Below are 25,558 nucleotides of genomic sequence, written 5' to 3'. Positions count from 1 at the left end.
CCAGAATTGGCACGATCATTGCTTCATCCAGACCGGCGCCCCTTGCCTGTCAATTTAACGGCGGGCGGGGGCCGAGCTTTAGGGGAATGCACATGGCCAATGGCGAAAGCCTGTTCGGCATTCACGGCACGGCGCTGACCCTCCGGTCCCAGCGCCTGAACCTGCTCGCCTCCAACATCGCCAATGCCGCGACGCCGGGCTATCGCGCCCGCGACATCGACTTCGACCGGGCGATGAGCCTGGCCTCGCGCGGCTACAGCGCCGACCGGGCCGCGGGCGAGGCGGTCGCCTGGCGCGTGCCGATCACACCGTCGATCGACGGCAATACGGTCGAGCTCAGCACCGAGCAGACGCTCTTCGCCGAGAACGCGATGCAATACCGCACCACCCTCGCCTTCCTCGAAGGCCGGATCTCGACGATCCGCCGCGCCCTCAAGGGGGAATAAGCCATGAACACCAATCGCCCGATGAACGTGTTCGACATCGCCGGCCGCGCCATGTCCGCGCAGCTCGTGCGGCTGAACACCACCGCGTCGAACCTCGCCAATGCCGGCTCCGTCTCCTCCACGCGCGAGGGCGCCTTCCAGGCGCTGCGCCCGGTCTTCCGGAGCGTCGAGGGCGGCCCGGGCATCGCCACCGTGCGCGTCGACAGCGTCGTCCGCGCCGGCGTCGAGCCGACCCGCCGCCACGATCCGCAGCACCCCCTGGCCGACGCCAATGGCGACGTCTGGGAGGCCGGCGTCGATACCGCCGCCGAGCTGATCGACATGGTCGAGACCGCCCGCCAGTACCAGAACAACGTGCAGGTCCTGCAGACCGCCAAAACCCTCACCCTCGACACTTTGAGGCTCGGACAATGAGCATTATCGACACAATCAACAACGCCCATAACGTGACCAACCTGCCGACCCAGAATGCGGTCAGCAACACCAACCCTGCCGGGTCGATGGACCAGAACGACTTCCTGCGGCTGATGACCACGCAGCTCACCACCCAGGATCCGTTCAACCCCGTCGACAACACGCAGATGGTCGCGCAGATGGCGCAATTCTCGCAGGTCGCCGGCATCGCCGAGATGAACCAGAGCCTGCAGCGGATCGCGACCTCGCTGGGCGGCAGCCGCCTCAGCGACGCGGCGAGCTGGATCGGCCATTCGATGCTCGTCGAATCCGACATCGCAACGCCGCTGCGCGACGGCACCTATGCCGGCGAATTCTCGCTCCCCGAGGGCGCCGACAGCGTCACCGTGAGCTTCCAGGACGCCAATGGCGCCGTTGTCCACAGCGAGACGATGGGCTCGCAGCAGGCGGGTAATGTCGCCGTGACCTGGGACGGCAAGAACGAGGCCGGCGAATATATTGCCGGCGGCCCGCTGCGCATGATCGTGACCGCCACGAAGAACGGCCAGACCAGCAACGCGGCGACGGCCACCTGGACCTCGATCGGCGGCATCCAGTCCCCGGCCGCAGGCGGCGAGAGCCGGCTCGTGACCGGCCTCGGCCTGCTCGAACCGAGCGCGGCCATCCGCCTCGCCTGACACTATCGCCCAAATCCCCTTCGCACGGATCACCCAAGGAGTCCTGCCATGTCCTTCTACACCTCGCTCTCCGGCCTTCGCGGCGCCCAGACCGACCTGTCGACCATCTCGAACAACATCGCGAATGTCGGCTCGATCGGCTTCAAGCGCAGCCGCACCTTCTTCGGCGACATCATGCCCGCGTCGAGCACGACCGCGGGCCAGGGCACGCGCCTGAAGGGCATCCAGCAGCAGTTCACGCAGGGCGGCTTCGAGACCTCCGCGCGCGACCTCGACCTCGCCATTTCGGGCAGCGGCTTCTTCGTGACCCGCGACGCGCTGAACGGCGGCACCACCTATTTCTCGCGCAACGGCAACCTCTCGGTCGACGGCCAGCGCTACCTGGTCGACGGCAATGGCGGCTATGTGCAGGTCCTGCCGGTCGACGCCGAGGGCAATGTCACGGCGAGCGGCCTCGCCGCCTCGCGCAACATCCAGCTGCCTTTGACCTCGGGCACGCCGCGCGCGACCAGCCTGATCTCGCTGACCGCCAACGTGCCGATCACCGCCGACAAGCCGGAGGACCGCGCCGTCTACAGCCCGTCCAATCCCTATGGCTTCGACCGGCTGGACCCGAACAGCTACAATTATTCGCAGCAGCAGACCGTCTATGACAGCGAGGGCAATGCCCAGTCCGCGACGCTCTACTTCGTGCGCACCGGCTCGGTCGCCGCGGGCGACAGCACGGACACCTGGGACGTCCACATGTTCATCGGCAACGAGGAGGCCTCCGCCACGACCGGCTCGCCGAGCCCGGTGCCGGCGACCCTGACCTTCGACGCCACGGGCACGCTGACCTCGCCGACGACCCCGGTCGCCTTCTCCAGCGTTTTCCCCTCGGGGGCCTCGGCGCCGCTGGCGATCACTATCGATTTCGGCACCGCCACGCGCCAGGCCGCGGGCGCCTTCAACATCGCCGCGATCGACCAGGACGGCATCGCCTCCGCGAAGATCTCGGACGTCTCGATCGGCGAGGACGGGCTCGTCACCGCCAGCTTCACCGACGGCACGACCCAGGCGCTGGGCAAGCTGCTGATCGCCAATTTCTCCAATCCGGCCGGGCTTCGCCAGCGCGGCGACGGCCGCTGGACGGTGACCGGCAATAGCGGCGACGCGATCGTCGGCGAGGCCGGCTCCGACGCCTTCGGCCGGATCCAGTCCGGCGCGCTCGAGCGGGCCAATGTCGACATCACGGAGGAGCTGGTCGCCCTGATCGCGGCGCAGCGCAACTTCCAGGCGAACGCCAAGGCCATCGAGACCGCCAATTCGATGGACCAGTCGATCATCAACCTGCGCTCGTAACGGAACGCGGGACGGGAGTTAGGCCATGGACCGGCTGATCTACACCGCGCTTTCCGGGATGCGGGGCTCGATGGCCCGGCAGGCCGCGACGGCGAACAACCTCGCCAACGCGAACACCGTGGGCTTCCGTGCCGAGATGCAGTCGGCGCGGTCGCTCTGGGTGCGCGGCGCGGGGCTGGAAACCCGCGCTCCCGTTTCCGAGGAGGTCACGGGCGCGGACATGTCGGCCGGCTCGATCAACCATACCGGCCGCGACCTCGACGTCGCGATGACCGGCGACGCCCTGCTCACCGTGCAGGCCGAGGACGGCAGCGAAGCCTATACCAGGCGCGGCGACCTGCAGGTCGCGGCGACCGGCGTGCTGACCACCGGCGACGGCCGTCCCGTGCTCGGCGAATCCGGGCCGATCACCATCCCGCCCGCGGACTCGATCCGCGTCGCCGAGGATGGCGCGATCTGGATCGTGCCGGCGGGCGGCGACGCCAGCCAGCCGCAGCAGGTCGACCGGCTGAAACTGGTCTCGCCGGCGGGCTCGCGCATCGCCAAGGCGCTGGACGGCCTGTTCCGCGTCCAAGGCGGCGGCGCTTTGCCCTCCGATCCGCAGGCGCGGCTGATTCCGGCCAGCCTCGAAGGCTCCAACGTCAACACCAGCCAGACCCTGATCGACATGATCGAGGCCAGCCGCTCGTGGGACATGCAGCTGCAGCTCGTCAGCTCGGCGCGCGAGATGGACACGTCCGCCGCCGACCTGATGCGCCTGCCGAGCTAGGCCCCGAATTCCCAAGGAGAATATAGATGTCCACCTCAGCTCTCCAGGTCGCCCGCACCGGGCTCGACGCGCAGGCCGAACGGATGCGGATCATCGCCAACAACCTGGCGAACGTGAACACCACCGCTTTCCAGCGCGACCGCGCCGAATTCGCCACGCTCGCCTATCAGATGGTGACCGCGGCCGGCGCCCGCTCGGCCGGCGACAACCAATATGCGACCGGGCTCAACCTGGGCACGGGCGTGCGCCTGACCGGCACCGGCCGGATCACCTCGCAGGGCTCGATCAACACGACGGGCAACAATCTCGACCTCGCGATCGAGGGCGAGGGCTATTTCCAGATCCAGCGGCCGGACGGCTCGACCGGCTACAGCCGCGCGGGCAATTTCCATCTCTCCTCGGAGGGCAAGGTGGTGACGTCGGACGGCATGCCGGTCATGCCGGAGATCACCATTCCGGACGGCGCCCAGTCTATCACGATCGGCCAGGACGGCACCGTCTCGGTGACCGTCTCCGGTCAGACCGAGCCGCAGGAAGTCGGCAAGCTGGAGCTTGCACGCTTCGTCAATCCGGCCGGCCTGCAGGCGCTCGGCAACAATCTCTATGCGGAAACCGGCGCCAGCGGCACTGCCCAGACCGGCCCGGCCAATGCCGAGGGCCGTGGCGCGATCCGCCAGGGCGCGCTCGAGGCTTCCAACGTCAACGTCGTCCAGGAGCTGGTCGACATGATCGAGACCCAGCGCGCCTATGAGGTCAACTCCAAGATGATCCAGGCGACCGACGAGATGCTGCGCAATGCGAACCAGCAGCTCTAGCATGACGCGCGCCATCCTCCTCGCCTGCACGGCCGTGCTGCTCGTCGCCGCACGGCGCGAGCGCGAGCCCGAATATCGCCCGACGCCGCCGCCGCCGGCCCCGCCGGCCGCGGCGAACGGCGCGATCTTCCAGCCGCAATATGGCTATGCGCCGCTCACCTCCGGCCAGCGCGCCGCGCAGGTGGGCGACGTCATCACCATCGTGCTGGTCGAGCGCACCCAGGGCAGCTCGCAGAGCACCTCGAACACCAACCGCGAGGGCTCGCTGAGCCTCACCCCGCCGACCACGGGGCCGCTCTCCTTCTTTCGTCCGTCCGACGTGGCGATGGGCGGCGGCAACGAGTTCCAGGGACGCGGCCAGACCGGCCAGGCCAATTCGCTGACCGGCGAGCTGACGGTCACCGTCGAGGAAGTGCTGCCCAACGGCACGATGCGGGTGCGCGGCGAGAAGCGCCTCAGGATCAACCGCGGCAACGAGGCGATCCGGCTGTCCGGCATCGTCCGGCCCGGCGACCTCACCTCCGACAACCGCGTCGCCTCGACCCGCATCGCCGATGCGCGGATCGACTATCTCGGCCGCGGCGAGATCGCGCGCTCCAGCCGGATGGGCTGGCTGCAGCGCTTCTTCAACATTCTCAGCCCGTTTTGATGAGGTGCCCGATCATGCTTAGCCGTTTCCTCATCGCCCTTGCCGCCTTGCTCGCCCTGGCCACGCCCGCGCAGGCGACCCGGATCAAGGATCTGGGCGCGTTCCAGAGCGTGCGTCCCAACCAGCTGGTCGGCTACGGCATCGTCGTCGGCCTCGCCGGCACGGGCGACGACAATCTGGAATATGCGACGCAGGGCATGAACGGCGTCGCCTCCCGCTTCGGCCTGACCCTGCCGCCGGGCGTGAATCCGGCGCTGAAGAATGCGGCCGCGGTGATGATCACCGCCGAGCTGCCCGCCTTCGCCCGGCCCGGCCAGCGGCTCGACATCACCGTTTCCGCCATGGGCCGCGCGCGATCGCTGCGCGGCGGCACCCTGATCATGAGCCCGCTGCGGGGCGCCGACAACCAGATCTACGCCATGGCGCAGGGCAATCTCGCCGTGGGCGGCCTCGGCGTCTCGGCGCAGGACGGAAGCCAGGTCTCGGTGAACGTGCCCTCCTCGGGCCGGATCCCGGGCGGCGCCACGGTCGAGCGCGCGGTCGAAACCGGTTTCGCCGACGCGCCGCGCCTGACCTTCAACTTGGCCGAATCCGATTTCACCACCGCCCAGCGCATCGCGCAGGCGATCAACAGCGAGGTCGGCCAGCCGATCGCGCGCGCGGTGGACGGCGTCTCGGTGGCGATCGAGGTCGCGCCCGGCGCCGAGATCCGCACTGCCCTGATGAGCCGGATCGAGAATATCGAGGTCGAGCCGGCCGATGCGCCGGCGCGCGTGATCGTCAATGCGCGGACCGGCACGGTGGTGATCAACGGCGCGGTGCGCATCCGCCCGGCCGCGGTCAGCCATGGCCGCCTCACCGTGGCCGTGCGCGAGGATCCGCGCGCCAGCCAGCCGCGACCGCTGTCGCGCGGCCAGACCGTGGTCGTCCCCAATTCGGAGATCGAGGTCACCGAGGACCGCACCCGCATGTTCAACTTCGCCCCCGGCGCCTCGCTCTCGGAAATCGTCCGGGCGGTGAACGCGATCGGCGCGGCCCCGTCCGACCTCGTCGCCATCCTCGAGGCGCTGAAGCAGGCCGGCGCCCTGCGTGCGGAGCTCATCATCCTGTGATCAACCCGCTCAACAACCAGACCCCCGCCACGGGCGGTGAGGCGAATGCCCAGCGCCGGCAGGAGCTGCGCCAGGCGGCGCAGGCCTTCGAGGCGGTGTTCATCCGTCAGCTGATCGGCTCGATGCGCAATGCCCGGCTCGCCGACGAAATGTTCGGCAGCCAGGCGACCGAGCAGTTCCGCGACATGGCCGATGCGCGCCTTGCCGATGCCATGTCGCAGCAGGGCACGTTCGGCATTGCCGAATTGCTCACCGCGCAATTCGAGCGGCACCGCAGCGTGCAGCCGCAGCCGCCCGTCGCCGGGACCGGCGGCGATGCCGCGCAGAACCCGAACGAGGTGACAAGGTGAGCGATCTTCTCGGCATCGGCACCTCGGCGCTCGCCGCCTATCGCTCGGCGCTGAACGCGGTCGGCGAGAATGTCGCGAACGCGCAGACCCCGGGCTATGCCCGCCGCCGCGTCGTGCTCGAGGAGCTGTCGGTCACCGGCACGGGCGACATCGCCTACCGGCCGCAGCTCACCTTCAACGGCGTCACCGCCGCCGGCGTCGCCCGCGCCTGGGACAATTTCAAGGCGGCCGAGGCCCGCTTCTCAGCCTCCGCCGACGGCCGCGCCGCGGTCCGCCAGCAATGGCTGTCCGGCGTCGAGACCGCGCTGAGCGACGACATGGCCGGCGTCGGTTCGGCGATGACCGGCTTCTTCACCTCCGTCGCCTCGCTGGCCTCCGATCCCGGCGACACGCTCGGCCGGCGGGCGGTGCTGTCGTCGCTCGACAATGTCGCCTCCGCCTTCCGGACCAGCGGCCAGACGCTCGGCCGGCTTGCCGACGGGATCGGCCAGGCCGCCGAGCTCGAGGTCGCCGCGCTGAACGAGGCGCTGCGCGCCCTGCACGAGGTCAATGGCGCGCTCGCCCCGGCCGACAAGGGCGGCAGCGCCCGCGCCTCGCTCGAGGACGAGCGGGACCGGCTGATCGACTTCATTGCCGGAAAGGTCGACGTCGACGTCACGGTCGGCGCGGACGGGGCGGCGCGGCTTGCCGCGACCAGCAATCCGACCCTCTCCCTGCTCGCCGGCCCGGGGCCGGGCCTGGCCGTGCTGGTCCGCGCGACGGACGGACGGCTCTCGCTGCAGCTGCAGGCCAACGGCACCACCCAGCCGCTGCCGGCTGCGGGCGGCACACTGGCCGGCCTGGTCGACGTCGCGCAGACCGTCGCGGACCGCCGCGCCACCCTGGACGGTCTGGCCGTGGACTTCGCGGCGATGGTGAACGGCTGGTCGGCGGCCGGCGAGGATGCGGACGGCAATCCGGGCGTGGCCCTGATGAGCGTTGCCGGCGGCGCCACCTCGCTCCAGTCGCTGGTCACCGATCCCGATCTCGTCCCGGCGGCGAGCCCTGGCGGCGCGCCCAACGCCAACCTGCTCGCGCTCGACGCGATCCGTAACAGCAGCGCGGTCGAGGACCGCTGGGGCGCGATCGTCTCCGCCAATGCGCAGATGCTCGCCTCCGCCAATGCCGAGGCCGCGGCGACCGCCACCTGGCGCGACAACAGCTATGCGGCGCTGGACGAGGTGACGGGGGTCGACCTCGACGCCGAGGCGGCGGACCTGCTCCGCTACCAGCAGGCCTACAGCGCTTCCGCCCGGATCATCCAGGTGGCGCGCGAAACCATCCAGGCGCTGTTCGACGCGCTCTGAACCAGATTGGGGGATTGAACGATGATCAGCGGCACCCGCTATCGCCTGGACCAGGAGATCAACCGGCAGCTCGCTCTGTCGCGCGAGATCGCGAAGGCGCAGACCCAGCTCTCGACCCAGAAGCGCATCCAGTCCCCGTCCGAGGATCCGGTCGCGGCAGCGCGCATCTCCTCGATCGGCCGTTCCCAGGCCAACGAGGCCGCCTGGAAGAGCAATCTCCAGCTCGCCGCTGCGCTCGGCGACCGAGCCGACACCGCGCTGAAGGCTGCCGCCACCGCCTTCGACCGCGCGACCGAGCTGATGACCCAGGGCGCCACCGGCACCTTGTCCGGCCAGGACCGGGCGACGATCGCGCTCGAGCTGCGCTCGCTCGCCGACGAGCTGAATTCGCTGAAGGCGAGCAAGGATTCGCGCGGCAACGCACTCTTCATGTCCGGTTTCTCGCTCCGCATTCCGGTGCAGAGCGGCGTCCAGGTGATTGCCGTCGGCACGCGCGAGGAGGTGTTCGAGAGCGTCGCCACCGCCGGCGGCCCCAAGGACCTCGCAGCGATCCTGGCCGACGCCGCGACCGCGCTGGAGATCACCGACCCGACCGCCCGCCGCACCGCCGTCGCGACGGCGGTGGACGAGGTGGCCGCGGCCGTCCAGCATGTCGCCGGCCAGCGCGGCGAGCAGGGCGCCTTGGCCAATCGTGTCGACCAGCTGCTCGAGCGCCAGGCCGATGCCGGCCTGCAGCTGGCGGAAGAGCGCAGCGGCCTCGAGGATACGGACATCCAGGCGGTCATCGCCCGGCTCAGCTCGCAGCAGCTCTCGCTGCAGGCGGCGCAGGCGGTGTTCGCGCGGGTCAACGAAAGCACGCTCTTCGACATCCTGCGCTGATCCGCCGGTCCGAAGCCGGTTCCGGAAAAAGCGTGGTTGAAGGGTCCTTAACCATAAAGTCCGTATCGCTCTGCCGTTAATCATACAGGGAGGGGAGAAACCCTCCCGACTGGCCAGGTCTCACGAGGGAAGAAATGTTCGCAGCCGTAGGCATCGTCGTCCTCCTCGTGCTGGTGTTCGGCGGGTTCATCTTCTCCGGCGGCAGCATCGGCGTGATCCTGCACGCGCTGCCGGTCGAGCTGACGATCATCGGCGGCGCGGCGATCGGCGCGACCATCACCGGCAACTCCGGCGCCGAGCTCAAGGCGCTGCTCGGGGGCTTCGGCAAGGTCTTCAAGGGCGCGAAATACAAGAAGCAAGACTTTCTCGACGTCATCTTCCTCGTCTCGAAGCTGATGAAGATGCTGCGCACGGACGGCCCGGTGGCCGTCGAGCCGCATATCGAGGACCCGAAATCCTCGGCGATCTTCGCCGAATATCCCAAGCTCCTGAAGGACGAGGTGCTCGTCCACCTGATCTGCGACACGCTGCGGCTGGTCGTCGTCTCCTCCGGCACGCTCGATCCGCGCGCCGTCGAGGACGTGATGGACAATGCGATCAAGACCCACCAGCACCATGCGATCGCGCCGGCGAACAATCTGCAGACGCTGGCCGATGCGCTGCCGGCGCTCGGCATCGTCGCCGCCGTGCTCGGCGTCGTGAAGACCATGGCCTCGATCGACAAGCCGCCGGAGATCCTGGGCGAGATGATCGGCTCGGCGCTGGTCGGCACCTTCCTTGGCGTGCTGCTCGCCTACGGCTTCGTCGGCCCCTTCGCCAACCGGGCCAAGAACGCGATCGAAGGCGACATGGCGATCTATCATGTCGTCAAGCAGATCATCATCGCCTCGCTGCACGGCCATCCGCTGCCCCTGGTCATCGAGGCGGCGCGCTCGGGGATTGCCCATTCGAACCAGCCGGCCTTCGCCGACGTGTTCGACGGGATGCGGGGACGCTAGACCATGGCCAGCGCCGCGATGAAGCGCGGGCGGAACGATCCCGCGCCGCAGCCGCCGCCGATCATCATCAAGAAGGTGGTCCAGGAGGCGCATGGCGCCCATCATGGCGGCGCCTGGAAGATCGCCTATGCGGACTTCGTGACCGCGATGATGGCCTTCTTCCTCTTGCTCTGGCTGCTCGGCGCGACCGACGAGGACCAGCGCCGCGGCCTCGCCGACTATTTCACGCCGACGCTGATCGAGTACAAGCAGAACAGCGCCGGCTCCAACGGCATCCTCGGCGGCGATTCCATCGTCGCCGCGGACAATTATCCGCACCGCGCGGGCCAGACCGGCTCGCGCGCCATCACCATCCCGCGCGACGTCACCGGCGGCGTGCAGGAGGGGGCGGTGCCGCGCAACCAGATCGACCGCGAGGAATTCCGGCGCCTGTCCGCCGAGCTCCGTCGCCGCATCGAGGCCTCGCCCGAGCTGCGCCGGCTCGGCCGCCATGTCAGCTTCGCCGAGAGCGACGAGGGCCTGCGCATCGACCTGATGGACGAGGGCGACTTCTCCATGTTCCGGGTCGGCACCGACCAGTTGCTGCCGCCGGCCCAGCGCCTGGTGCGTGAGGTGGCGCAGGTCATTTCGGGCGTGCCCAATAACGTGATCATCCGGGGCCATACGGACTCCCTGCCTTATGCGGCCGGGCGGACGACCAACAACTGGACCCTGTCGGCGGCGCGCGCGGAGAGCACGCGCGGCACGCTGGAGGCGGCCGGCGTCCCCCTGGCCCGGATCGCCCGGATCGAGGGCGTGGCCGACCGCCAGCCCTATGTCGCCAACAACCGCTACGATCCGCGCAACCGCCGGATCTCGATCACGCTCGGCTGGCGGAACGGAACCTCCTCGACCTCCGCCCGGCCGACCACCTCGCCGCCGACGCCCCAGGCCGGGGCGCCGCCGGCCCGGCCCGCGCACTAGCCACCGAGGACCAGATGGACGGCAGCGCGCTCTTCAACCTGATCGGGAAGTTCCTGAAGGATCACGGCCTCTGGCCGAGCCCGGACAATTACGCCCTCGTGCACGCCTTGATGGCGGACGAGAGCTCGCCTGCGGCGCAGGCCGTGCGCATCGCAACCGCCGACGGCATCCGCCTCAGCCAGAAGGAGGCCGACCGGATCAAGGCCGAGGTGGGCCTGCCCGTCGCCCACGCGGTCCGGGCCGGCGTCGACCCGGCCCTGTTCGCCGCCGCGACCCAGGAGGTCGAGCGCTTTGCGGCGATCGTCGAGGCGCAGCGCGCCGACGCGCAGAGCTACGGCGCCGACCTGGCGGCGGGCGCGGACAAGCTCGAATCCGGCGAAGGCGGCGTCGCCGCCCTGGTCGCGATCACCCGCGCCATGGCCGAGCGCACCAAGACAGTCGAGCAGCAGCTCACCGCCGCGCGCGATGAGACCCAGCAGCTCAAGGCCAAGCTCGCCGAGGCGGGCGAGGAGGCGCGCAGCGACCCGCTGACCGGCCTCCCCAACCGCCGCGCCTTCGAGGAGCGGCTGGCCGAGCTGGAGAAGAGCGAAGCGGCGCTGAGCCTCGCCATCTGCGACATCGATCATTTCAAGCGGGTCAACGACACTTACGGCCACGCCGTCGGGGACCGCGTGATCCGCGCCGTCGCCCAGACCCTGCGCGACAATTGCGGTGGCAATATGGTCGCGCGGATCGGCGGCGAGGAGTTCGTCGTCCTGTTCCCGGGCCTGGAGCCTGTGGATGCCGGCCGCATCCTCGACGGCGCCCGCGACGTCCTGGGCGCGCGCTATTTCAAGCTGCGCGAGACCGACCAGCCGCTCGGCAAGGTCACCTTCTCGGGCGGCGTGGCGCGGGGTCGTCATCCCGACGGCACCCCGGCGCTGCAGCGGGCCGACGCCCTGCTCTACGCCGCCAAGAACGGGGGCCGGAACCAGGTCTTCTGCGAAGCCGCCTGAGCCGCCTCGCTTGACAGGATGGCCGGCAATGCTGTCGTGCCGGGGCGATGCGGCTTCTCTATCCCCTGATGTGGTCGCGCCCGGACCGCAAGGCCTGCCGGGAGCAGAGCGTCAATACCGTCGCCGCGCTGGCGCGCCGGGGCGTGGAGGCGACTCTGCTGATGCCGCGCGGCGCGGGCGATCCGGTGCTGACGGCGGCGGACCTCAGGGACTGGTTCGGGGTGGAGGGGGAGTTCAGTCTCGTCCAGCGCGAGAGCCGATGGGCCGGCGAGGCGCTGGGGCGGACCCTGTTCTGGCTGCGGCAGGTGTTCCGCGATCCCGAGGTCGGCCAGGCGGACCTGCTTTACTCGCGGATCCCGGCGATGCTGGGCATGGGGGCGCGCGCCCCTCTGCCCTTCGCGGTCGATCATTACCGGCCCTGGCCGGACGATCTGCCCGCGATCCGGCCCCTGGTCCGCCGGACGGCGCGGAGCCCTGTATGCCTCGGCTTCGTCCTCCATTCGGAATTTGCGGCCGGCGCTTACCGGCGCGCGGGCGTGCCCGGGGAGAAATTGCTCGTCGCGCACAATGGCGCGGAGCCGCGGCGGATGGGGCCGCCCGCCGCGAAGGCCGGGGTCCGCACGGCGCTGGGGCTCGACCCGAACCGCTTCACCGCCGTCTATGCAGGCCGGGTGAACGCGCAGAAAGGGCTGGATGCCTTGCTCGCGCTCGCCGACCTCAGGCCGGAGACGCTCTTCCTGCTCGTCGGCTCGGAGGGGGAGGGACCGGTCGAGACGGACGCCCGGCGGCGGCCCAATGTGCGGGTGGTGCCGTGGCAGGAACCGGCCGCGCTTCCCGCCTGGCTCCATGCGGCGGACGTGCTGCTGATCCCGCCCTCTCGCGCGCCGCTCGAGCAGTTCCGCAACTGCGTGCTGCCGCTGAAGCTCTTTTCCTATCTCGCCGCTGGCCGGCCGATCCTCGCGCCCGAGGCGCCGGACACGGCGGAATTGCTGACCGACGGGGAGAATGCCCTGCTCGTCCCGCCGGGTGATCCCGCCGCCGCGGCAGCGGCGCTGGACCGGCTGCGCGAGCCGGCGCTGGCGGACCGGCTGGGCGCCGCGGCCCTGGCCCGCTCCGGCGAGCTGACCTGGGACCGGCGGGCGGAGAAGATCGAGGCGTTCCTGAAGGCGCGGCTCAGCGCGCGCTGAGCGCGGCTCCCACCCGCGCGGCCAGGCGCTTGTGGTGGACGATCGAGACGATCAGGATCAGGTTCACCGGCCCGATCATCGCCAGGAAATACCAGACCGGGCTGCCGAGCAGGATCGCGCCGGCGATCAGGAAGGTCTTGGGATTGGCGCCGAGCAATTTCGGCAGGAACATGGTCGGCGCATGGGCGCGACGGACGAAGGCGCGGATGCGCTCGGTCTCGGCCGGATCCCCCTCCGCCTCGGCCAGCGCCCGGTCGATCGGATTGGCGGCGGGCACCATCCGCTCCGACAGCCAGAGATAGCCGACCGCCCAGAAGCCGAAATAGCGGGTGAACCAGGTGTCGCGCCTGAACACCTCGTCCTTGTCGGCCTGCGCATTGCGCAGCCAGGGCACGCCATAGGCGCGGGCGAGATAGAGGCGGCGCTGGGTCTCGGCATGATTGGTCTGCATGACATGGCTGGCCCCGGCCGCGACCGCGAGGACCCAGGCCCAGGCGCCCCAGACGTTGTCGGCAAGGAAGGCGAAGGCGAAATACATGACGGTATTGCCGAAATAGTCGCAGACCCCGTCGACCAGCTCGCCGGTGGGAGAGGCCTTGCCGGTCATCCGGGCGAGGTCGCCGTCGGCGCCGTCGACGACATGCCAGAGCAGCATGAAGCAGAACCCCGCCAGGGCGTTGGCCGGCCAGGCGAGGCCGACGAAGCAGGCGGTGGCGGCGCAGAGGCTGATCGCGCTCATCACCGAGACCAGGTTGGGCGAGATGCCCGTCGGCCGCAGCAGGATTGCGAGCCGTTTCGCCAGCGGGTGGTAGAAATAGAAGTTCAGCGGATCCTGCAGCTCCCGCGGGCGATTGACGGGTTCGGGCGGCCGGATGTCGGCGGCCCCAGCCATTGCCATGTTCCGGCCTCCTTTTTGCGGGAAAACGCTGTCCGTGGCGTCCCTTGCGTCAGGGAGCCGCTTGTTGGGAAGAGGAAAAACGGTGGAGACTATTGCCGGCTTCGCGACTGCCGCGGCTGGGGACCGGCCCATCGCCGGCGTTGCCGCCGCGGGCCGGGCGGTCCGCAGCCTCGCCGACGCGGGTGCCACCGATATCCTCCTCAGGATCGGCGACGGTGCCCGGCTTGCGGACGCGACCAGGGCCGATATCGAGCGGCTGCGCGGCAATGCGGGCGTGCGGATCGAGGCGGGCGACGGCCCCGTCCCCGTCCTGCCGACCGCCTGGGAGGTAGTCCGGGCCACGGGCAAGCCGGGCGACGGCCTCGTCTCGCGCTGGCTGAACCGGCCGATCTCGCAGCGCCTGACCTGGGCGGTCCTCGCCATTCCGGGCGTGCGGCCGCTTCACGTCACGATCGTCACCGCCCTCATCGCGGTGCCGATGCTGTGGCTGCTCCTGTTCGGCGGCCATGGCGGCCTGATCGCCGGCGCCATCCTCTTCCATGTCGCCTCCGTGGTCGACGGCGTCGACGGCGAGATGGCCCGCGCCACCTGGCGCACGTCGGCGCAGGGCGCCTCGCTGGATTCGCTGGTCGACATGACGATCAACTTCCTGTTCGTGTCCGGCCTCACCATCCACCTCGCCCTGCGCGACCGGGACGCGATCGGCTGGATCGGCGCCTGGGCGATCGTGGCGATGATCGTCGGCAACGTGCTGATCGCCCGCCGCGTCCGCGCGCAGGGGGCGCCGCTCGGCTTCGACCTGTTCAAGCGCCGCAACGCCCGCATCGGCGGCCTCGTCGACCTGGTCTACTGGGTGGTCCAGGTCATCTCGAGCCGCGACTTTTTCGCTTTCATGTACATGGTGTTGACCATATTGGGCCTGGAGCGCGTCGCCCTGTGCATCTTTGCGGGCGTTGCCGTGATCTGGTTCTTCTACGTCCTGATCGCCTCGCTCTTGCCGCCGCCGCGGACCTATCGCGGCACCGCATAGTTTATTGACTTCCTTTCCGGATTGTGACGAGCGTATGACGCATTTTCGGGCGCGAGCCCGGGCAAAGAACCGGAGAAACATGAACAAGATCAAGGTGGCGCTGGTCGGCATCGGCAATTGCGCGAGCTCCCTGGTGCAGGGGCGTTACTATTATGCCGGCCGCAAGGCGCCGGCGGGCATCATGCACGAGCGGCTCGGCGGCTATGCCATAGCCGATATCGAGTTCGTGCTGGCCATCGACACGGACGCACGCAAGGTCGGCAAGGATCTGGGCGAGGCGATCTTCGCCAAGCCCAATTGCACGACCGTCTTCCAGGCGCAGATTCCGGCGACCGGAGTCACCGTGCGGATGGGCCGGGTGCTGGACGGCATGGCGCCGCACATGGCCAATTATGGCGAGCGCGGCTTCGTCCGCGCCGACGCGCCCGAGGCGAGCGAGGACGAGATCGTCGCCATGCTGAAGGAGAGCGGGGCCGAGATCCTCGTCAACTTCCTGCCGGTCGGCTCGCAGGAGGCGGTCGAATTCTACATGGAATGCGCGCTGAAGGCGGGCGTCGCGGTGGTCAACTGCATGCCCGTGTTCATCGCCTCCAAGCCCGAATGGGAACGGCGCTTCCGCGAGAAGAATCTGCCGATCGTCGGCGACGACGTGAAGGCGCAGCTCGGCGCGACCATCGTCCACCGCGTGCTGTCCAGCCTGTTCCGGGCGCGGGGCGTCAGCTACGACCGCACCTATCAGCTGAACACCGGCGGCAATACCGACTTCATGAACATGCTGGACCGGAACCGGCTGGAATCGAAGAAGGAATCCAAGACGGACGCCGTCCAGTCGACCTTGGCAGAGCCGCTCGGCGCCGAGGACATCCATATCGGCCCGTCCGACTACATCCCCTGGCTCAACGACAACAAGCTCTGCTTCCTGCGCATGGAGGGCGCCCTGTTCGGCGACGTGCCGATGAACCTGGAGCTTCGCCTCTCGGTCGAGGACAGCCCGAACAGCGCCGGCGTGGTGGTGGACGCGATCCGCTGCTGCAAGGTGGCGCTGGACCGCGGCCAGGGCGGCGTGCTGATCGGCCCGAGCGCCTATTTCTGCAAGCATCCGCCGCAGCAGTTCAGCGACGATGTCGCCGCGCAGCTGACGGAGGAGTTCATCGCCGGGGAAGCCCTCGCCGCGGAATAGGAGCGGCGGGAATATGGACTGCCTGATCATCGCCGCCGGCCATGGCAGCCGGCTGCGCTCGGTCTCGCCCTCGAAGCCGCTGACACCGGTGGCCGGCGTGCCGCTGATCGAGCGCGTGATCCGCGCGGCCGCGGCGGGCGGCGCGACCCGCTTCACCGTCGCCACGGGCCATGAGGCGGACCGGCTCGAGGCATTTCTCGAGACCTTGCCCTTCGCGATCGCGCCGGTGCGGGTGGCGGACTGGAATCTGCCCAACGGCCACAGCGTGCTGGCCGGCGCGGCGCGGATCGCCGGCGACTATCTGCTGGCCATGTCGGACCATCTGTTCGATCCGGCGATCGCGTCGCGGCTGATCGCGGCGCCAACCGCGGCGCTGACGCTCGCCGTGGACCGCGACCTCGCCAATCCGCTGCTCGACATGGACGATGCGACCAAGGTCGAGACGGGCGAGGGCGGCCGCATCCGCCGGATCGGCAAGACGCTCGACCGGTTCGATGCGATCGACACCGGGCTGTTCCGCGCCACGCCGGCGCTGGCCGCGGCGATCGCCGGCGGCGGCGGCAGCCTGTCGGAGGGCGTGCAGCGCCTGGCCGACGAGGGGCGTGCGGCGACGCTCGACGTCACCGGCCTTGCCTGGCTCGACGTCGACGACCCCGCCGCGCTGGCCAGGGCGGAGGCGATGATCGCCTAGTTCCCGGCGGGCGCATTCTCACCGGCCGGCGCGTGCCCGTAGCTGAACACGCGCGCCAGCCGCCAGCCGTCCGGCGTGAGCCGCCACAATTGGGTGAAACGGGCGCGGCCGACCAGGCGCCCCGCGCGTTCCGGAGGCCCTTCGGCCGCGCCGCGCCATTCGTAGAAGAGATGCTCGCCATCCTCGATCGCGCCATAGCCGGGGACGGGATCGACGCGAAGGCTCGCCGGGACGAGTTCCCGCCGCGAGCGCCAGGCATCGGCGGGCGCGCGCTCCCGGCAGGAATTTTCATGCACCCGGATGAACGCGTCGGCATTGGTTGCGACCACGCCGCCCCGGTCATGGTACATTTCGAAATCGGGGGTGATCATCGTGCGCAGCCGCGCCGGGTCGCAGCCCAGAAAGACGAGCTGGAAGAATTCGGCGTCCCGGCTTCGGATCGCCTCGGTCAGCGACTGCCCCTCGGGGAGCGTGACGGTCGCGGCCGCGGGCTGGGCGGCCAGCGCGAAGACAAGGGTGGACAGCATCGAGAATTCTCCTGTGTATTAGGCATGTAATACACAGGAGAAATCAGATCGCAAGCCTTACGCCCCGGCCGGCGGAGCCGGCGCGGCCGCGCCCGGCTTGCGCAGCGCCAGCGCGTTGAACAGCACCGCCAGAGCGAGCGCGACGAGCACCAGATAGAAGGCGATTTCGGGCTTAACGCTGAGGATCTGCGCGATCTGGTCCGGCGTGGGTGCACTTTCGCCTCTCGGCCCCGACGGATTGTGCGCCGCCAGCGCGGCCCGCACGGCGGGCGGATAGCTGACGAACACCGAATAGCAGAGCGCGCCGATGGCGAGGACGCTGCCGCCGATCGCCGCCATCGCCCCGGTCGCCCCCTTCAGCAGGAAGCTGGCGAGCAGCGCGAGCAGGATAAGCGCGGCCCCGGCGATCACGCCGATCTCGATCGGCACGGCGGGGGGTTCGGACGCCTTGGCCTGTTCCCTCGGGCCGGTGTTCGGCAGCAGCATCCGCAGCTGGCCCGTGGCCATATTGAGGCCGGACGCATCGGCGACCGGAACGCCCGCATTCAGGCTGGTCGGCATGTTGAGCCGCGGCGCGCTGCCGGCGGCTTCGCTCTGCGTCCGGTCAATCGCCTCGGACGAGCAGGAGACCGTGACCCAGGGCAGCAGGAAGAGCAGCAAGGCGACGACCTTGGCTGCACGCGCCAGATTGAGGAAAAGCGACGAGCCGGCCATGAGAATCCCCCCCTGTCGTCAAGCTGTGTCGGGGGGATGATCCGCCTCTCGCAGGGAGAGGTCAACCGCGAAGGCGCGGGCTCGGGGAGAAAGAGCGGGGCGGAGCGTTCGCCCCGCTGGACGGCTTACCAGCGGTTGCGCCAGCGATAGCCATCCCAGTAGCGCCGGTCGCGATAATAATTCCGGTAGCCGCGGTGGTATCGCGCCGCGTTGATCTCGCGACGGCATTCGCGCAGCTCGCGGCGATATTCGCGGCGGCTGTCCGCCCGCCTCAGCTCACGCGCGCATTCGCGCTGCTCCTGGCGGACCCGGTTGTTGTAGTAATTGCCGTAACCATAGCCGCGGCCATAATATTGGGCGCTGGCCGCGCTGGGTAATGCGACGGCTCCGGCGACCGCCGCAAGGATCAGGAAACGCATCGTGCATACTCCCTTGTCAATCGTCCAATCCGGACGCCCGGAAAGAACGAACAGGATGTACCGGCCGTTGCATGAACCCCAAACTACCCCGCGTTCAGCCGGGGTTTAGGAAGGCGGATCCGGCAGGAAAAGGGCGCCCCCAAGCGAGGGCGCCCTTCCTTCCTGACTGTCCGCAGGAGCCTTAACGGCAGCGCACGTTGCCGCGGTCGATCTCACGACCGATCGCCGCACCGGCAGCACCGCCAATCAGGGTGCCGAACAGGCTCGAGCGGCCATTGTCCAGCGAGTTGCCGATCAGCGCGCCGATGCCGGCGCCGATGATCAGTCCGGTCGTGCCGTCGCTACGGCGGCAATAATAGCGGCCGTCGCGACCGCGATAGATCCGGTCATTGCGGCTCAGCCTGCGGACCGAATAATAGCGGCCGTCCCGGTAATATTGGTCGGCATAATAATAGCCACCCGGCCCCGGCCGGTTCCAGTCGTACCGGTTCCAGCGACGCCAGTCCTCGCGCCGCGCCTGGGTAATCTCGCGCGCACACTCGCGCCGCTCGCGACGATATTCGCGGCGGCTGTCGGCATTGCGGAGCTCACGGGCGCACTCGCGGCGCTCCTGGCGTTCGTTATAGCCCTGATCTGCCGAAGCGGGGGCAGCGAACGGAATCGCTGAAACCGCCACGGCGGTCGCAAGAATCAGCTTACGCATCTCATCTCTCCTGAAATCCTAGGGATGGCGTAAGAACGAAAAGCACCGCGCGAGGTTGCGTGAACATTCTCCAACCCGCTGTTCATCCGGGGTTTATGACGCGACCGAAGCGACCTCGGTGAAATCGTAGCGGTCGCGGATCCGGGCGTTGAAATAACGTCCCTTGCTGAACGCCGCGGCGAATCGCTCGGCCTCGTCGGGCGGCACGCCGCGGTAGAGATAGCGCCGGCCGGTGGTGAACAGGATGTCGAGCACCGCCTCGTCCGCGCGGTACCGGGCCTGCTTGATCACGCTCGAGGGCATGAAGGCAGAACGCCGCTGATCCCCGGCGGTGCCCTCAGCAGATCGGGTTCTGGCCGGGCAAAGGCTCGCCGCGCAGGGGATCGCCGTCGCACGGGCGGAACGGATAGGCCGAAGGCTGCATCTCCGCCCGCGTCAGGATCGCGCCCTCGAAGGGGCGGAACAAAGCGGTGAAGACGGTCCGGCGCAGGGCGGCGCTCTGGTAGAGCGGGAAACCAGCGGGCCCGCTTGCGCCGCCGGACGCATAGCCCGCGCTGACCGGCGTGAACGCGGCCCGCCAGGCCTGGCGGCGCGGGAAGGGCATGGAGGTGCCGCGCCACTGGTGGCTGCCGTCGAGCGAGCGCACGCTGTCCAGCAGCACCGAATAGCGCCGCTGGTTGCCCATGCGCGGCTCGGCCGGATTGCCGCCGAAGCGGCCGGTCACGGCGCGCACGCCCTGCTGGTCGAGCAAAGCCAGGCGGGCGAGGACGAGGGCGTCGTCCAGCGCCGCGAAGCGCGCCGGATCGAGCGTCGTCCGGGTCCGCGGCGCATTGTCGCAAGGACCGTCGGCGCTCGAGGCGAGCGGCGCACGCAGGCCGAGATCGGCGTCGATCCAGTCCGATGCGCACTGGAAGGCGAGCTGGCCGTTCGGCGCGGTCGCGAAGGTCGTGTTGAGGGTGTCGGCGGTGACCGTGACGGGCTGGAGCCCTTCCTCGAGCAGGTCGCCGAAGCTCTGGTCGCGCAGGCCGACGAGCCCGGTGACGAAATCCTCGACCAGGCCGCCCAGATATTCGTCGAGCTGGAGCAGCCGGAAATAGGTGGAGCGGGGCTGCGCGCCCAGCGAGGAGAGCAAGGCGGCGCGCCGCAGGGCGAGGTCGGAACGCATCGCCTGCAGCCGCGCGCAGACCAGGTCGCCGGCGGCGGCGGGCTGGCCCTCCAGCACCGGCGCGTAGCAGGCGAGCCAGCGGCGATAGGCGGCGGTGGGGCTCTGGCGTTCCTGCAGGGGCGGCCGGCTGGCGCCGCCTTCGCGGACCATGTTCTGGCCGAATTCGAGCGAGGCCTCGATATAGCGCTGGGCGACGATCTCGAGGTCGCGCGCCCATTCGGCGGTGAACACGGTGAGCGCCCGCGCCTGCTGCCAGGATTCCACCTGCGCGCGATAGGTCCGGTAGGCGGCCTGCACTTCGCTGCGCTGGGTGCCGTTGAGACGGGCATGGCCCGGGCTGCGCTCGTCAAAGATCATCGTGTCCGAGGCGGGCAGGTTGTAGCGCTGTTCGACCGCGCGGGCCGCGCCGAGTGTGGTGGCGAGCCTGGCCCGCTCCGCCGCCTCTTGGCCCGGCGCGCGGGCGCGGGCGACGCGGGCGAGATCGAGCATGGTGAGGATGGTGGTGACCGGTGCTGCCACGCCGCTCGCGCGCAGCCGCCGCCGCGAGGCGGTCAGGAAGGCCTGCGGGTCCGCCGCCGCCGAGGCGTAGAAATCGCCGACGCGCGGGCCGCCGCCCGCCGCATAATCATATTGGATCAGCTGCTGCGCCAGCCAGGCGGCGGGGACGCGGAGCATCGCCGGGTCGATCGCGTAGTCGAGCCTTTGGTCGATATATTTTTCGAGCCGGAAGTGGCGCAGCTCGATCCCCCTGGTTCGGTCGGCCCCGATCTCGAAGATCCCGCCGGCATAATTGTTGACGTAGCTATGGGCGAAGCTGTCGCCGGCGAAATGCATCGCATAGCCCCACGCGAAGGCGAGTTGCTCGTCGGTGCGGGCGTTGCTGAGCAGATGGTTCAGCCAGTCCGCGGCCTGCCAGCCATTGGCGACGCCGGGATGAACGATCGCCTGGCCGACCAGCACGTCGGGAAAGACGTCCGGCCCCAGCGCGCCGGCCAGGAACTCGCCCCTGTGGGCGCGGATCGCCCGGCAGGCCTCGGCCGGGACGGCGAAGTCCGCGCCGCGGATCGAGACCCGGCAGTCGCTGAGATCCTGCCAGACCTGGTCGGCGATATAGAGGTGGGTGCGCAGGCCGAAGGCCCCGGCCGGGGTTGCGCCGGCGGCGATCAGCGCCGCGCCGGCCAAGAGCAGAAGCCGCTTCCTCACGAGTCATTCTCCCCTCGCAACGACAGCTTTGGGATCGGCCAGCCCCTGCGGCAAGTCAATCGTTGCAGGCCCACTCCATGTCGCGCTCGTGGCGGGTCGGCTCCTCCGGGGTGAGCGGGGCAAGCGCGGTGCCGATTTCGGTTTTGATCTCGAAGCCCCGCATCAGGGTGCGGTGGACCGGGCATTTGTCGGCGACGGCGAGCAATTTGCCGGACCTTTCCGGGTCGAGCGGCGCCTCGAAGGCGATGTTGCGGGTGAAGAGGTCGCGCGGCGGCATCCCGTCCGCACCGGCCGGCACGATGCTGTGCGCGGCGGCGACCGAGAAGGGCGGGAGCGTCCAGCCCTTGCGCTCGGCATAGAGGCGAAGCGTCATCGCCGTGCAGGCGGCGAGCGCGCCGGAGAGCAGTTCATAGGGCGTCGGCCCGCCGCCGAGCCCGCCCGCCTCGACCGGCTCGTCGGCGACGACCGGACCGCCCCGCAGCTGCACCTCCGTCTGGAACCGGCCTTGCCCGGTCGGCCTTGCGATCACGTTGAAATCGGGTCCGGCGCTGCTGCCGTCGGTCATTGCGAGGCTCCTTTTCGCGGCGACCATGGCACAGGCCGCGGGGCAAGGTAAGTCGGGCTTGCATCTACTATGGAATGATATACTATATCAGTCAGTCAGAAGCAGAAACGGGGTTATCCACAGGTTCCTAACAGTTCGGTCCACGCAACCATTAGCAAAGCGAAGCAAGGCCCGAACGCGCGATCAGGGAGAAAGAAGATGGCCATGATTGACCCGCTTCCCGCCGGCATGTCGATCCGGCGCCCGCCGGCTTCCGGGAGCCGCCGCTTCGCCCTCGGCCCCGCCGGAACGGAGCCCGGGACGATCTCCGACATCAACACGACGCCCCTTATCGACGTGATGTTGGTGTTGTTGATCATGTTCATCATCACCATCCCGGTCGCCAGCCACAAAGTTCCGCTCGATCTGCCCGGCCGACCGCCTGTCCTCCCGCTCCCCGAGCGCCCGTTCCACCAGCTCGACATCGCCGCGGACGGCAGCCTGGCCTGGAACGGCGCCGCGCTGGCGGCCGATCAGCTGCAGGGCCAGTTGCTGCAGCTGGCCGCCAGCCCTTCCCTGCCGGAGCTCCGGCTCAATGCCGCCAGCGAGGCGCGCTACGAGCGGATCGACCAGATCCTCGCCCAGATCCGCCTTGCCGGCGTGGATCGACTCGGCTTCGTCGGCAACGAGCGCTACCGCCGCGCCTTCTGAGCGTCGCCCCGGGATTGACGCAGGCTCGCCCTTTCCGCCACGCTTGCTGGCAGGCAGGCGCGAGGGACGGATGAGCGACGGCAGGCACAAGGTCTTCATTGCGCTGAGCCTGCTCTGGATCGTGGCCGTCGGCGGCTACATGATCTGGGGCGCGTTCAATTATTCGGGCCTCTATCGCTGGCTGGCCGAATGGCAGGTCGAGCAATGGGGCGGCTTCTACCAGAAATGGACCGCGGCGCTGCCGGCCCTGGTCCTCAGCCTGCCCGCCATCGCCTATCTCGGCCACCGCAGCCGGCTCCGCCAGGCCGCCGAGGCGAACGACAAGGCCGCGCAGGCACGGACGATCGGGCGGACGGCGCGCTGGACGATGCTGATCGGCGTGGTGCTGCTGCTCGGCGGGGGCGCCGCCTTCGCTTTCTCGCAGACGCTTCCGGACGGCAGCGAGCGCGCCGGGGAGATCGACGGGACGCGGCTGGTCAGCGGCCAGGCCCCCGCCACCAGGATCCGGATCCGCGGCACCGACGATATCGAGGCGCGGACCCGCGTCGACCGGCCCGGGCCGAACGAGCGCACCACCTTCTACGCCGGCTTCCGGCTCGAGGGAGAGGCCAAGGACGCCCCGCTCCGCCTGTTCATCGAGCGGAACACGCCGGGACCGGAGGCGCTGACCACCCTGCAGGCCTTCCTGCCCGAGCAGACCGGCTATCTGATCGAGAACGGCCTGCCCGAGGAGGCGCTCGCCGACCTGCGCGCCCGCGGGATCGCGGTGGCGCGTCCGCACTGGCTGCTGAAGACAGGCGATCTCGCCCTGCGCGAGCCTTATTATATCGCCGCGGCTTTGGGCGGCTTCATCGGGCTGGTCTGCCTGCTGGTCGGCTTTGCCGGCTTCCTCCAGGCCCGCCGTCGCGCCTGGCTGGCGACGGCGATCCGGCCGGACGGAAGCCCGGCCGGAGGCCCGCCGCCGCCAGCCTAGAGCCGCCTGGCGCTCTCCAGCTTCGCCGAGGGAATCGGGTCGGTCAGGTAAAGGCCGGCCCGGCCGTCCTCCGACCAGCGGACGACGCCGCGATAATCCTCGCCCGTCTCGAAGTGCAGCTTGGTCGGCATGCCGGCATGGAAGCAGCCGTCATGGGTGAAGGCCGCGCCATGGTGCGACAGATTGTAGATGCGCACCGTGTGCAGGCCCTTGTCGCACCAGGCGATCGCGCGCGTCGCCACGGTCAGCCGGGGCGGCCGGTAATGCGGGAGCCGCTGCTCCGCGACCAGGGCATGGAGCGCAGCCGCGCAATCGATCGGCTCGTCGAAAGCGACGCCGCAGCGTTCGCCGTCCCACCAGACGACGCGGCCATCGACCGCGATGGCGTCGGACAGGCCGATGGTGAGCCGCTCGCCGGGCACGAGCTGCACATGGGTGGCCAGCATGATTCCCCGATCGGAAATATTGCGCACCCGCCAGAGGCCGACATCATGGGCGCGCGTGACCAAAGCGACCCGCAGGACGGTGTGAAAGCGCACATCCTCCCGCCGCTCCATGTCCCCGGGCAGCTTTACCGGGGCCTTGCGGGGTGCCTGACGATTGCCAACAATCATCGGACCCATCCCTCCTGACCGAGCCGAATACTTGCTGAAAACAACCTGGATCAATTTCGGTTCCGCAATTTTGCAAATAAGTCGCCATTTTATTCACAAGAGCCAAGAAGACGGCCAGTCGCTTCATAATATTCACGAAATAATAGTTAACGGCGTGATAACCATATTATTTGAAGCGGCGCCTCTCATCCGGCCGGTCCGGCGACCACGATCGTGCCCTGCGTGACGTTGCCGACGCGCGTCGCGCTGATCGAGACATTCTCGTTGGCGCTCGCTGCAGGACCAGGGTGGGCGTCGGGCCCGGCGTCCATCCGGCTCAGGGTGCGATAGCCGGCGGCATCGGCATGAAAGCGAACGTATCTCCTGCAGGTGGCCGGCCAAGCCTGAAGCAGGATAATGTCACGGCCAAAGAGAATCGGGACAGGCGCTAGCGGCCGTCCACGGCGTTGCCGAGATCGCGCATGCTGTTGCCCGCCGCCTCCCGGACGCGTCCGGCCCGCTCCTCGATCACGTTCGCGGCATTCGCTGCGGCGTTGCGCACCGCATCGGTCTGACCGGCAATCTCGTTGCGCGCATTGTCGGCGACATTGCCGAGGTCCTCGGCGATATTGTCCGCGGCCTGGCTGATGTTCCGGCTCGCATTCTCGGCGGGCGTGCTGTTGGTGCAGGCGCCGAGCCCGCACAGGCCGGCGGCGGCAAGGAGGATCGTCCCGGTCTTCATCTCGGCTTCCTCTCTGTGGGGCGCCGGGCAAAGCCGGGCGCGCGGCAAGCCGGCCCAGGCCGGCTCCCGGGACATAAAGCGCCGATCGGGTCCGGGTTCCCCGCGGCGGCTCAGCCGCCGCGTCGCTCGACGACGCGCGCGGTCTGCAGCGTGTCGGTATATTGCTGGAAGCGGACGACCTTGCCGTCCTCAACGCGCCAGACATGGACGAGCTGGGCATCCAGCGCCCGGCCGGTCGCTCTGTAGGTGCCCTTGTAGCGGCCCAGCACGACCACGGTGTCGCCGGCGTCGAGCATGTCTTCGGGCACCACGGTGAAGCCGTCCCATTCGGTGCCGATCCGCGCGAACACGCCGGTCAGCACCGCCTCGGGGCCGAGATAGGGGTTGCGGTCCGCATAGGGAAAATTCTCGGCCTCGTTCCAGACGATGTCCGGGCTCATCCGCCCGAGCACGCCCGGCACGTCGCCTTCGCCGAAGGCGGCATAGACCGCCTGCACCAGTTCCACATTCTCCTGAGACATGGC

Annotated in this window: 32 protein-coding genes; 20 read left to right on the top strand and 12 right to left on the bottom strand. The window is 69.3% G+C overall.

Features of this window, described 5'->3' with window-relative positions; translation table 11 throughout:
• The first annotated feature begins 92 nt into the window (after positions 1-92).
• The 15 genes from VEC11_RS17335 to VEC11_RS17265 all read left to right on the top strand — a co-directional run bounded on the left by VEC11_RS17335 (position 93) and on the right by VEC11_RS17265 (position 12,941).
• Entirely contained in the window at positions 93-446 is a 354-nt protein-coding gene (locus tag VEC11_RS17335) for a flagellar basal body rod protein FlgB (protein WP_464135149.1), read from the top strand.
• A gap of 3 nt (positions 447-449) precedes the next feature.
• Positions 450-860: a flagellar basal body rod protein FlgC gene (gene flgC, locus VEC11_RS17330; protein WP_464135142.1), complete on the top strand. Its 411-nt coding sequence runs from the start codon at positions 450-452 to the stop codon at positions 858-860.
• Positions 857-1,537, top strand: a complete 681-nt coding sequence (locus VEC11_RS17325; protein ID WP_464135137.1) for a flagellar hook assembly protein FlgD — start codon at positions 857-859, stop codon at positions 1,535-1,537. Before flgC ends, VEC11_RS17325 begins: the two co-directional genes overlap by 4 nt.
• A gap of 48 nt (positions 1,538-1,585) precedes the next feature.
• The gene (locus VEC11_RS17320; RefSeq protein WP_464135131.1) at positions 1,586-2,878 is read left to right on the top strand and encodes a flagellar hook protein FlgE; all 1,293 of its coding nucleotides are present in this window, start codon (positions 1,586-1,588) and stop codon (positions 2,876-2,878) included.
• A gap of 25 nt (positions 2,879-2,903) precedes the next feature.
• Positions 2,904-3,647, top strand: a complete 744-nt coding sequence (gene flgF / locus VEC11_RS17315; RefSeq protein ID WP_464135127.1) for a flagellar basal-body rod protein FlgF — start codon at positions 2,904-2,906, stop codon at positions 3,645-3,647.
• 26 nt (positions 3,648-3,673) lie between these two features.
• Positions 3,674-4,462: a flagellar basal-body rod protein FlgG gene (flgG, locus tag VEC11_RS17310; RefSeq protein WP_464135122.1), complete on the top strand. Its 789-nt coding sequence runs from the start codon at positions 3,674-3,676 to the stop codon at positions 4,460-4,462.
• 1 nt (position 4,463) lies between these two features.
• Positions 4,464-5,111, top strand: a complete 648-nt coding sequence (locus VEC11_RS17305; RefSeq protein ID WP_464135116.1) for a flagellar basal body L-ring protein FlgH — start codon at positions 4,464-4,466, stop codon at positions 5,109-5,111.
• A gap of 14 nt (positions 5,112-5,125) precedes the next feature.
• On the top strand, positions 5,126-6,223 hold the full coding sequence (locus VEC11_RS17300) for a flagellar basal body P-ring protein FlgI (protein ID WP_464135111.1): 1,098 nt from the start codon (positions 5,126-5,128) through the stop codon (positions 6,221-6,223).
• The gene (locus tag VEC11_RS17295) at positions 6,220-6,573 is read left to right on the top strand and encodes a rod-binding protein (protein ID WP_464135106.1); all 354 of its coding nucleotides are present in this window, start codon (positions 6,220-6,222) and stop codon (positions 6,571-6,573) included. Before VEC11_RS17300 ends, VEC11_RS17295 begins: the two co-directional genes overlap by 4 nt.
• On the top strand, positions 6,570-7,919 hold the full coding sequence (flgK, locus tag VEC11_RS17290; RefSeq protein WP_464135100.1) for a flagellar hook-associated protein FlgK: 1,350 nt from the start codon (positions 6,570-6,572) through the stop codon (positions 7,917-7,919). The genes VEC11_RS17295 and flgK overlap by 4 nt, the downstream gene beginning before the upstream one ends.
• Before the next feature lie 21 nt (positions 7,920-7,940).
• Entirely contained in the window at positions 7,941-8,798 is an 858-nt protein-coding gene (locus VEC11_RS17285) for a flagellin (protein WP_464135096.1), read from the top strand.
• 134 nt (positions 8,799-8,932) lie between these two features.
• Entirely contained in the window at positions 8,933-9,796 is an 864-nt protein-coding gene (gene motA, locus VEC11_RS17280) for a flagellar motor stator protein MotA (RefSeq protein ID WP_464135092.1), read from the top strand.
• A 3-nt stretch (positions 9,797-9,799) separates the two neighbouring features.
• Entirely contained in the window at positions 9,800-10,759 is a 960-nt protein-coding gene (locus tag VEC11_RS17275) for a flagellar motor protein MotB (protein ID WP_464135088.1), read from the top strand.
• Between the two features lie 14 nt (positions 10,760-10,773).
• Complete coding sequence (locus VEC11_RS17270) at positions 10,774-11,754, top strand: GGDEF domain-containing protein (protein ID WP_464135083.1); 981 nt, start codon at positions 10,774-10,776, stop codon at positions 11,752-11,754.
• Between the two features lie 47 nt (positions 11,755-11,801).
• Entirely contained in the window at positions 11,802-12,941 is a 1,140-nt protein-coding gene (locus VEC11_RS17265; protein WP_464135078.1) for a glycosyltransferase family 4 protein, read from the top strand.
• Here VEC11_RS17265 and VEC11_RS17260 read toward each other — a convergent pair.
• A complete protein-coding gene (locus VEC11_RS17260) occupies positions 12,928-13,839 on the bottom strand; it encodes a CDP-alcohol phosphatidyltransferase family protein (RefSeq protein ID WP_464135073.1) in 912 nt (303 codons plus the stop codon). The genes VEC11_RS17265 and VEC11_RS17260 overlap by 14 nt on opposite strands.
• A gap of 82 nt (positions 13,840-13,921) precedes the next feature.
• Here VEC11_RS17260 and VEC11_RS17255 point away from each other — a divergent pair, with 82 nt between their 5' ends.
• The 3 genes from VEC11_RS17255 (at position 13,922) to VEC11_RS17245 (ending at position 16,740) form a co-directional block, all read left to right on the top strand.
• Positions 13,922-14,869 carry a CDP-alcohol phosphatidyltransferase family protein gene (locus VEC11_RS17255; RefSeq protein WP_464135068.1) on the top strand — a complete coding sequence of 316 codons (948 nt, stop codon included), beginning with the start codon at positions 13,922-13,924 and terminating at the stop codon, positions 14,867-14,869.
• Positions 14,870-14,948: 79 nt separating this feature from the next.
• On the top strand, positions 14,949-16,049 hold the full coding sequence (locus VEC11_RS17250) for an inositol-3-phosphate synthase (protein WP_464135063.1): 1,101 nt from the start codon (positions 14,949-14,951) through the stop codon (positions 16,047-16,049).
• Positions 16,050-16,062: 13 nt separating this feature from the next.
• Positions 16,063-16,740, top strand: a complete 678-nt coding sequence (locus tag VEC11_RS17245) for a phosphocholine cytidylyltransferase family protein (protein WP_464135061.1) — start codon at positions 16,063-16,065, stop codon at positions 16,738-16,740.
• Here the strand turns inward: VEC11_RS17245 and VEC11_RS17240 are convergent.
• The 7 genes from VEC11_RS17240 to VEC11_RS17210 all read right to left on the bottom strand — a co-directional run bounded on the left by VEC11_RS17240 (position 16,737) and on the right by VEC11_RS17210 (position 22,036).
• The gene (locus tag VEC11_RS17240) at positions 16,737-17,267 is read right to left on the bottom strand and encodes a nuclear transport factor 2 family protein (RefSeq protein ID WP_464135058.1); all 531 of its coding nucleotides are present in this window, start codon (positions 17,265-17,267) and stop codon (positions 16,737-16,739) included. The genes VEC11_RS17245 and VEC11_RS17240 overlap by 4 nt on opposite strands.
• A gap of 57 nt (positions 17,268-17,324) precedes the next feature.
• On the bottom strand, positions 17,325-17,981 hold the full coding sequence (locus VEC11_RS17235; RefSeq protein WP_464135054.1) for a hypothetical protein: 657 nt from the start codon (positions 17,979-17,981) through the stop codon (positions 17,325-17,327).
• A 125-nt stretch (positions 17,982-18,106) separates the two neighbouring features.
• Positions 18,107-18,400, bottom strand: a complete 294-nt coding sequence (locus tag VEC11_RS17230) for a hypothetical protein (protein WP_464135050.1) — start codon at positions 18,398-18,400, stop codon at positions 18,107-18,109.
• 181 nt (positions 18,401-18,581) lie between these two features.
• Entirely contained in the window at positions 18,582-19,103 is a 522-nt protein-coding gene (locus VEC11_RS17225; protein ID WP_464135044.1) for a glycine zipper 2TM domain-containing protein, read from the bottom strand.
• Positions 19,104-19,196: 93 nt separating this feature from the next.
• Complete coding sequence (locus VEC11_RS17220; RefSeq protein ID WP_464135039.1) at positions 19,197-19,394, bottom strand: KTSC domain-containing protein; 198 nt, start codon at positions 19,392-19,394, stop codon at positions 19,197-19,199.
• A gap of 46 nt (positions 19,395-19,440) precedes the next feature.
• A complete protein-coding gene (locus VEC11_RS17215) occupies positions 19,441-21,471 on the bottom strand; it encodes a zinc dependent phospholipase C family protein (protein WP_464135033.1) in 2,031 nt (676 codons plus the stop codon).
• A 55-nt stretch (positions 21,472-21,526) separates the two neighbouring features.
• Positions 21,527-22,036: an OsmC family protein gene (locus tag VEC11_RS17210; RefSeq protein WP_464135029.1), complete on the bottom strand. Its 510-nt coding sequence runs from the start codon at positions 22,034-22,036 to the stop codon at positions 21,527-21,529.
• Between the two features lie 198 nt (positions 22,037-22,234).
• Between VEC11_RS17210 and VEC11_RS17205 the strand changes: the two genes are divergently transcribed.
• On the top strand, positions 22,235-22,726 hold the full coding sequence (locus tag VEC11_RS17205; RefSeq protein ID WP_464135025.1) for an ExbD/TolR family protein: 492 nt from the start codon (positions 22,235-22,237) through the stop codon (positions 22,724-22,726).
• A gap of 70 nt (positions 22,727-22,796) precedes the next feature.
• Positions 22,797-23,699 (top strand): hypothetical protein, encoded by a 903-nt coding sequence (locus VEC11_RS17200; RefSeq protein ID WP_464135019.1) that lies wholly within the window; start codon positions 22,797-22,799, stop codon positions 23,697-23,699.
• Here the strand turns inward: VEC11_RS17200 and VEC11_RS17195 are convergent.
• The 4 genes from VEC11_RS17195 to VEC11_RS17180 form a co-directional block, all read right to left on the bottom strand.
• Entirely contained in the window at positions 23,696-24,313 is a 618-nt protein-coding gene (locus VEC11_RS17195; RefSeq protein WP_464135016.1) for a PilZ domain-containing protein, read from the bottom strand. The genes VEC11_RS17200 and VEC11_RS17195 overlap by 4 nt on opposite strands.
• Before the next feature lie 185 nt (positions 24,314-24,498).
• Positions 24,499-24,624 (bottom strand): hypothetical protein, encoded by a 126-nt coding sequence (locus tag VEC11_RS17190; protein ID WP_464135012.1) that lies wholly within the window; start codon positions 24,622-24,624, stop codon positions 24,499-24,501.
• A gap of 116 nt (positions 24,625-24,740) precedes the next feature.
• Positions 24,741-25,034, bottom strand: a complete 294-nt coding sequence (locus tag VEC11_RS17185) for a hypothetical protein (RefSeq protein WP_464135010.1) — start codon at positions 25,032-25,034, stop codon at positions 24,741-24,743.
• A 110-nt stretch (positions 25,035-25,144) separates the two neighbouring features.
• Positions 25,145-25,555, bottom strand: coding sequence for a nuclear transport factor 2 family protein (locus tag VEC11_RS17180; RefSeq protein WP_464135005.1), 411 nt, complete (start codon positions 25,553-25,555; stop codon positions 25,145-25,147).
• Positions 25,556-25,558 lie beyond the last annotated feature (3 nt).

Source organism: Allosphingosinicella sp. (assembly GCF_035626655.1).
Classification (GTDB): domain Bacteria; phylum Pseudomonadota; class Alphaproteobacteria; order Sphingomonadales; family Sphingomonadaceae; genus Allosphingosinicella.
Note: the sequence above shows the minus strand (reverse complement) of the source record. Positions and strands in the feature narration are given on the sequence as shown.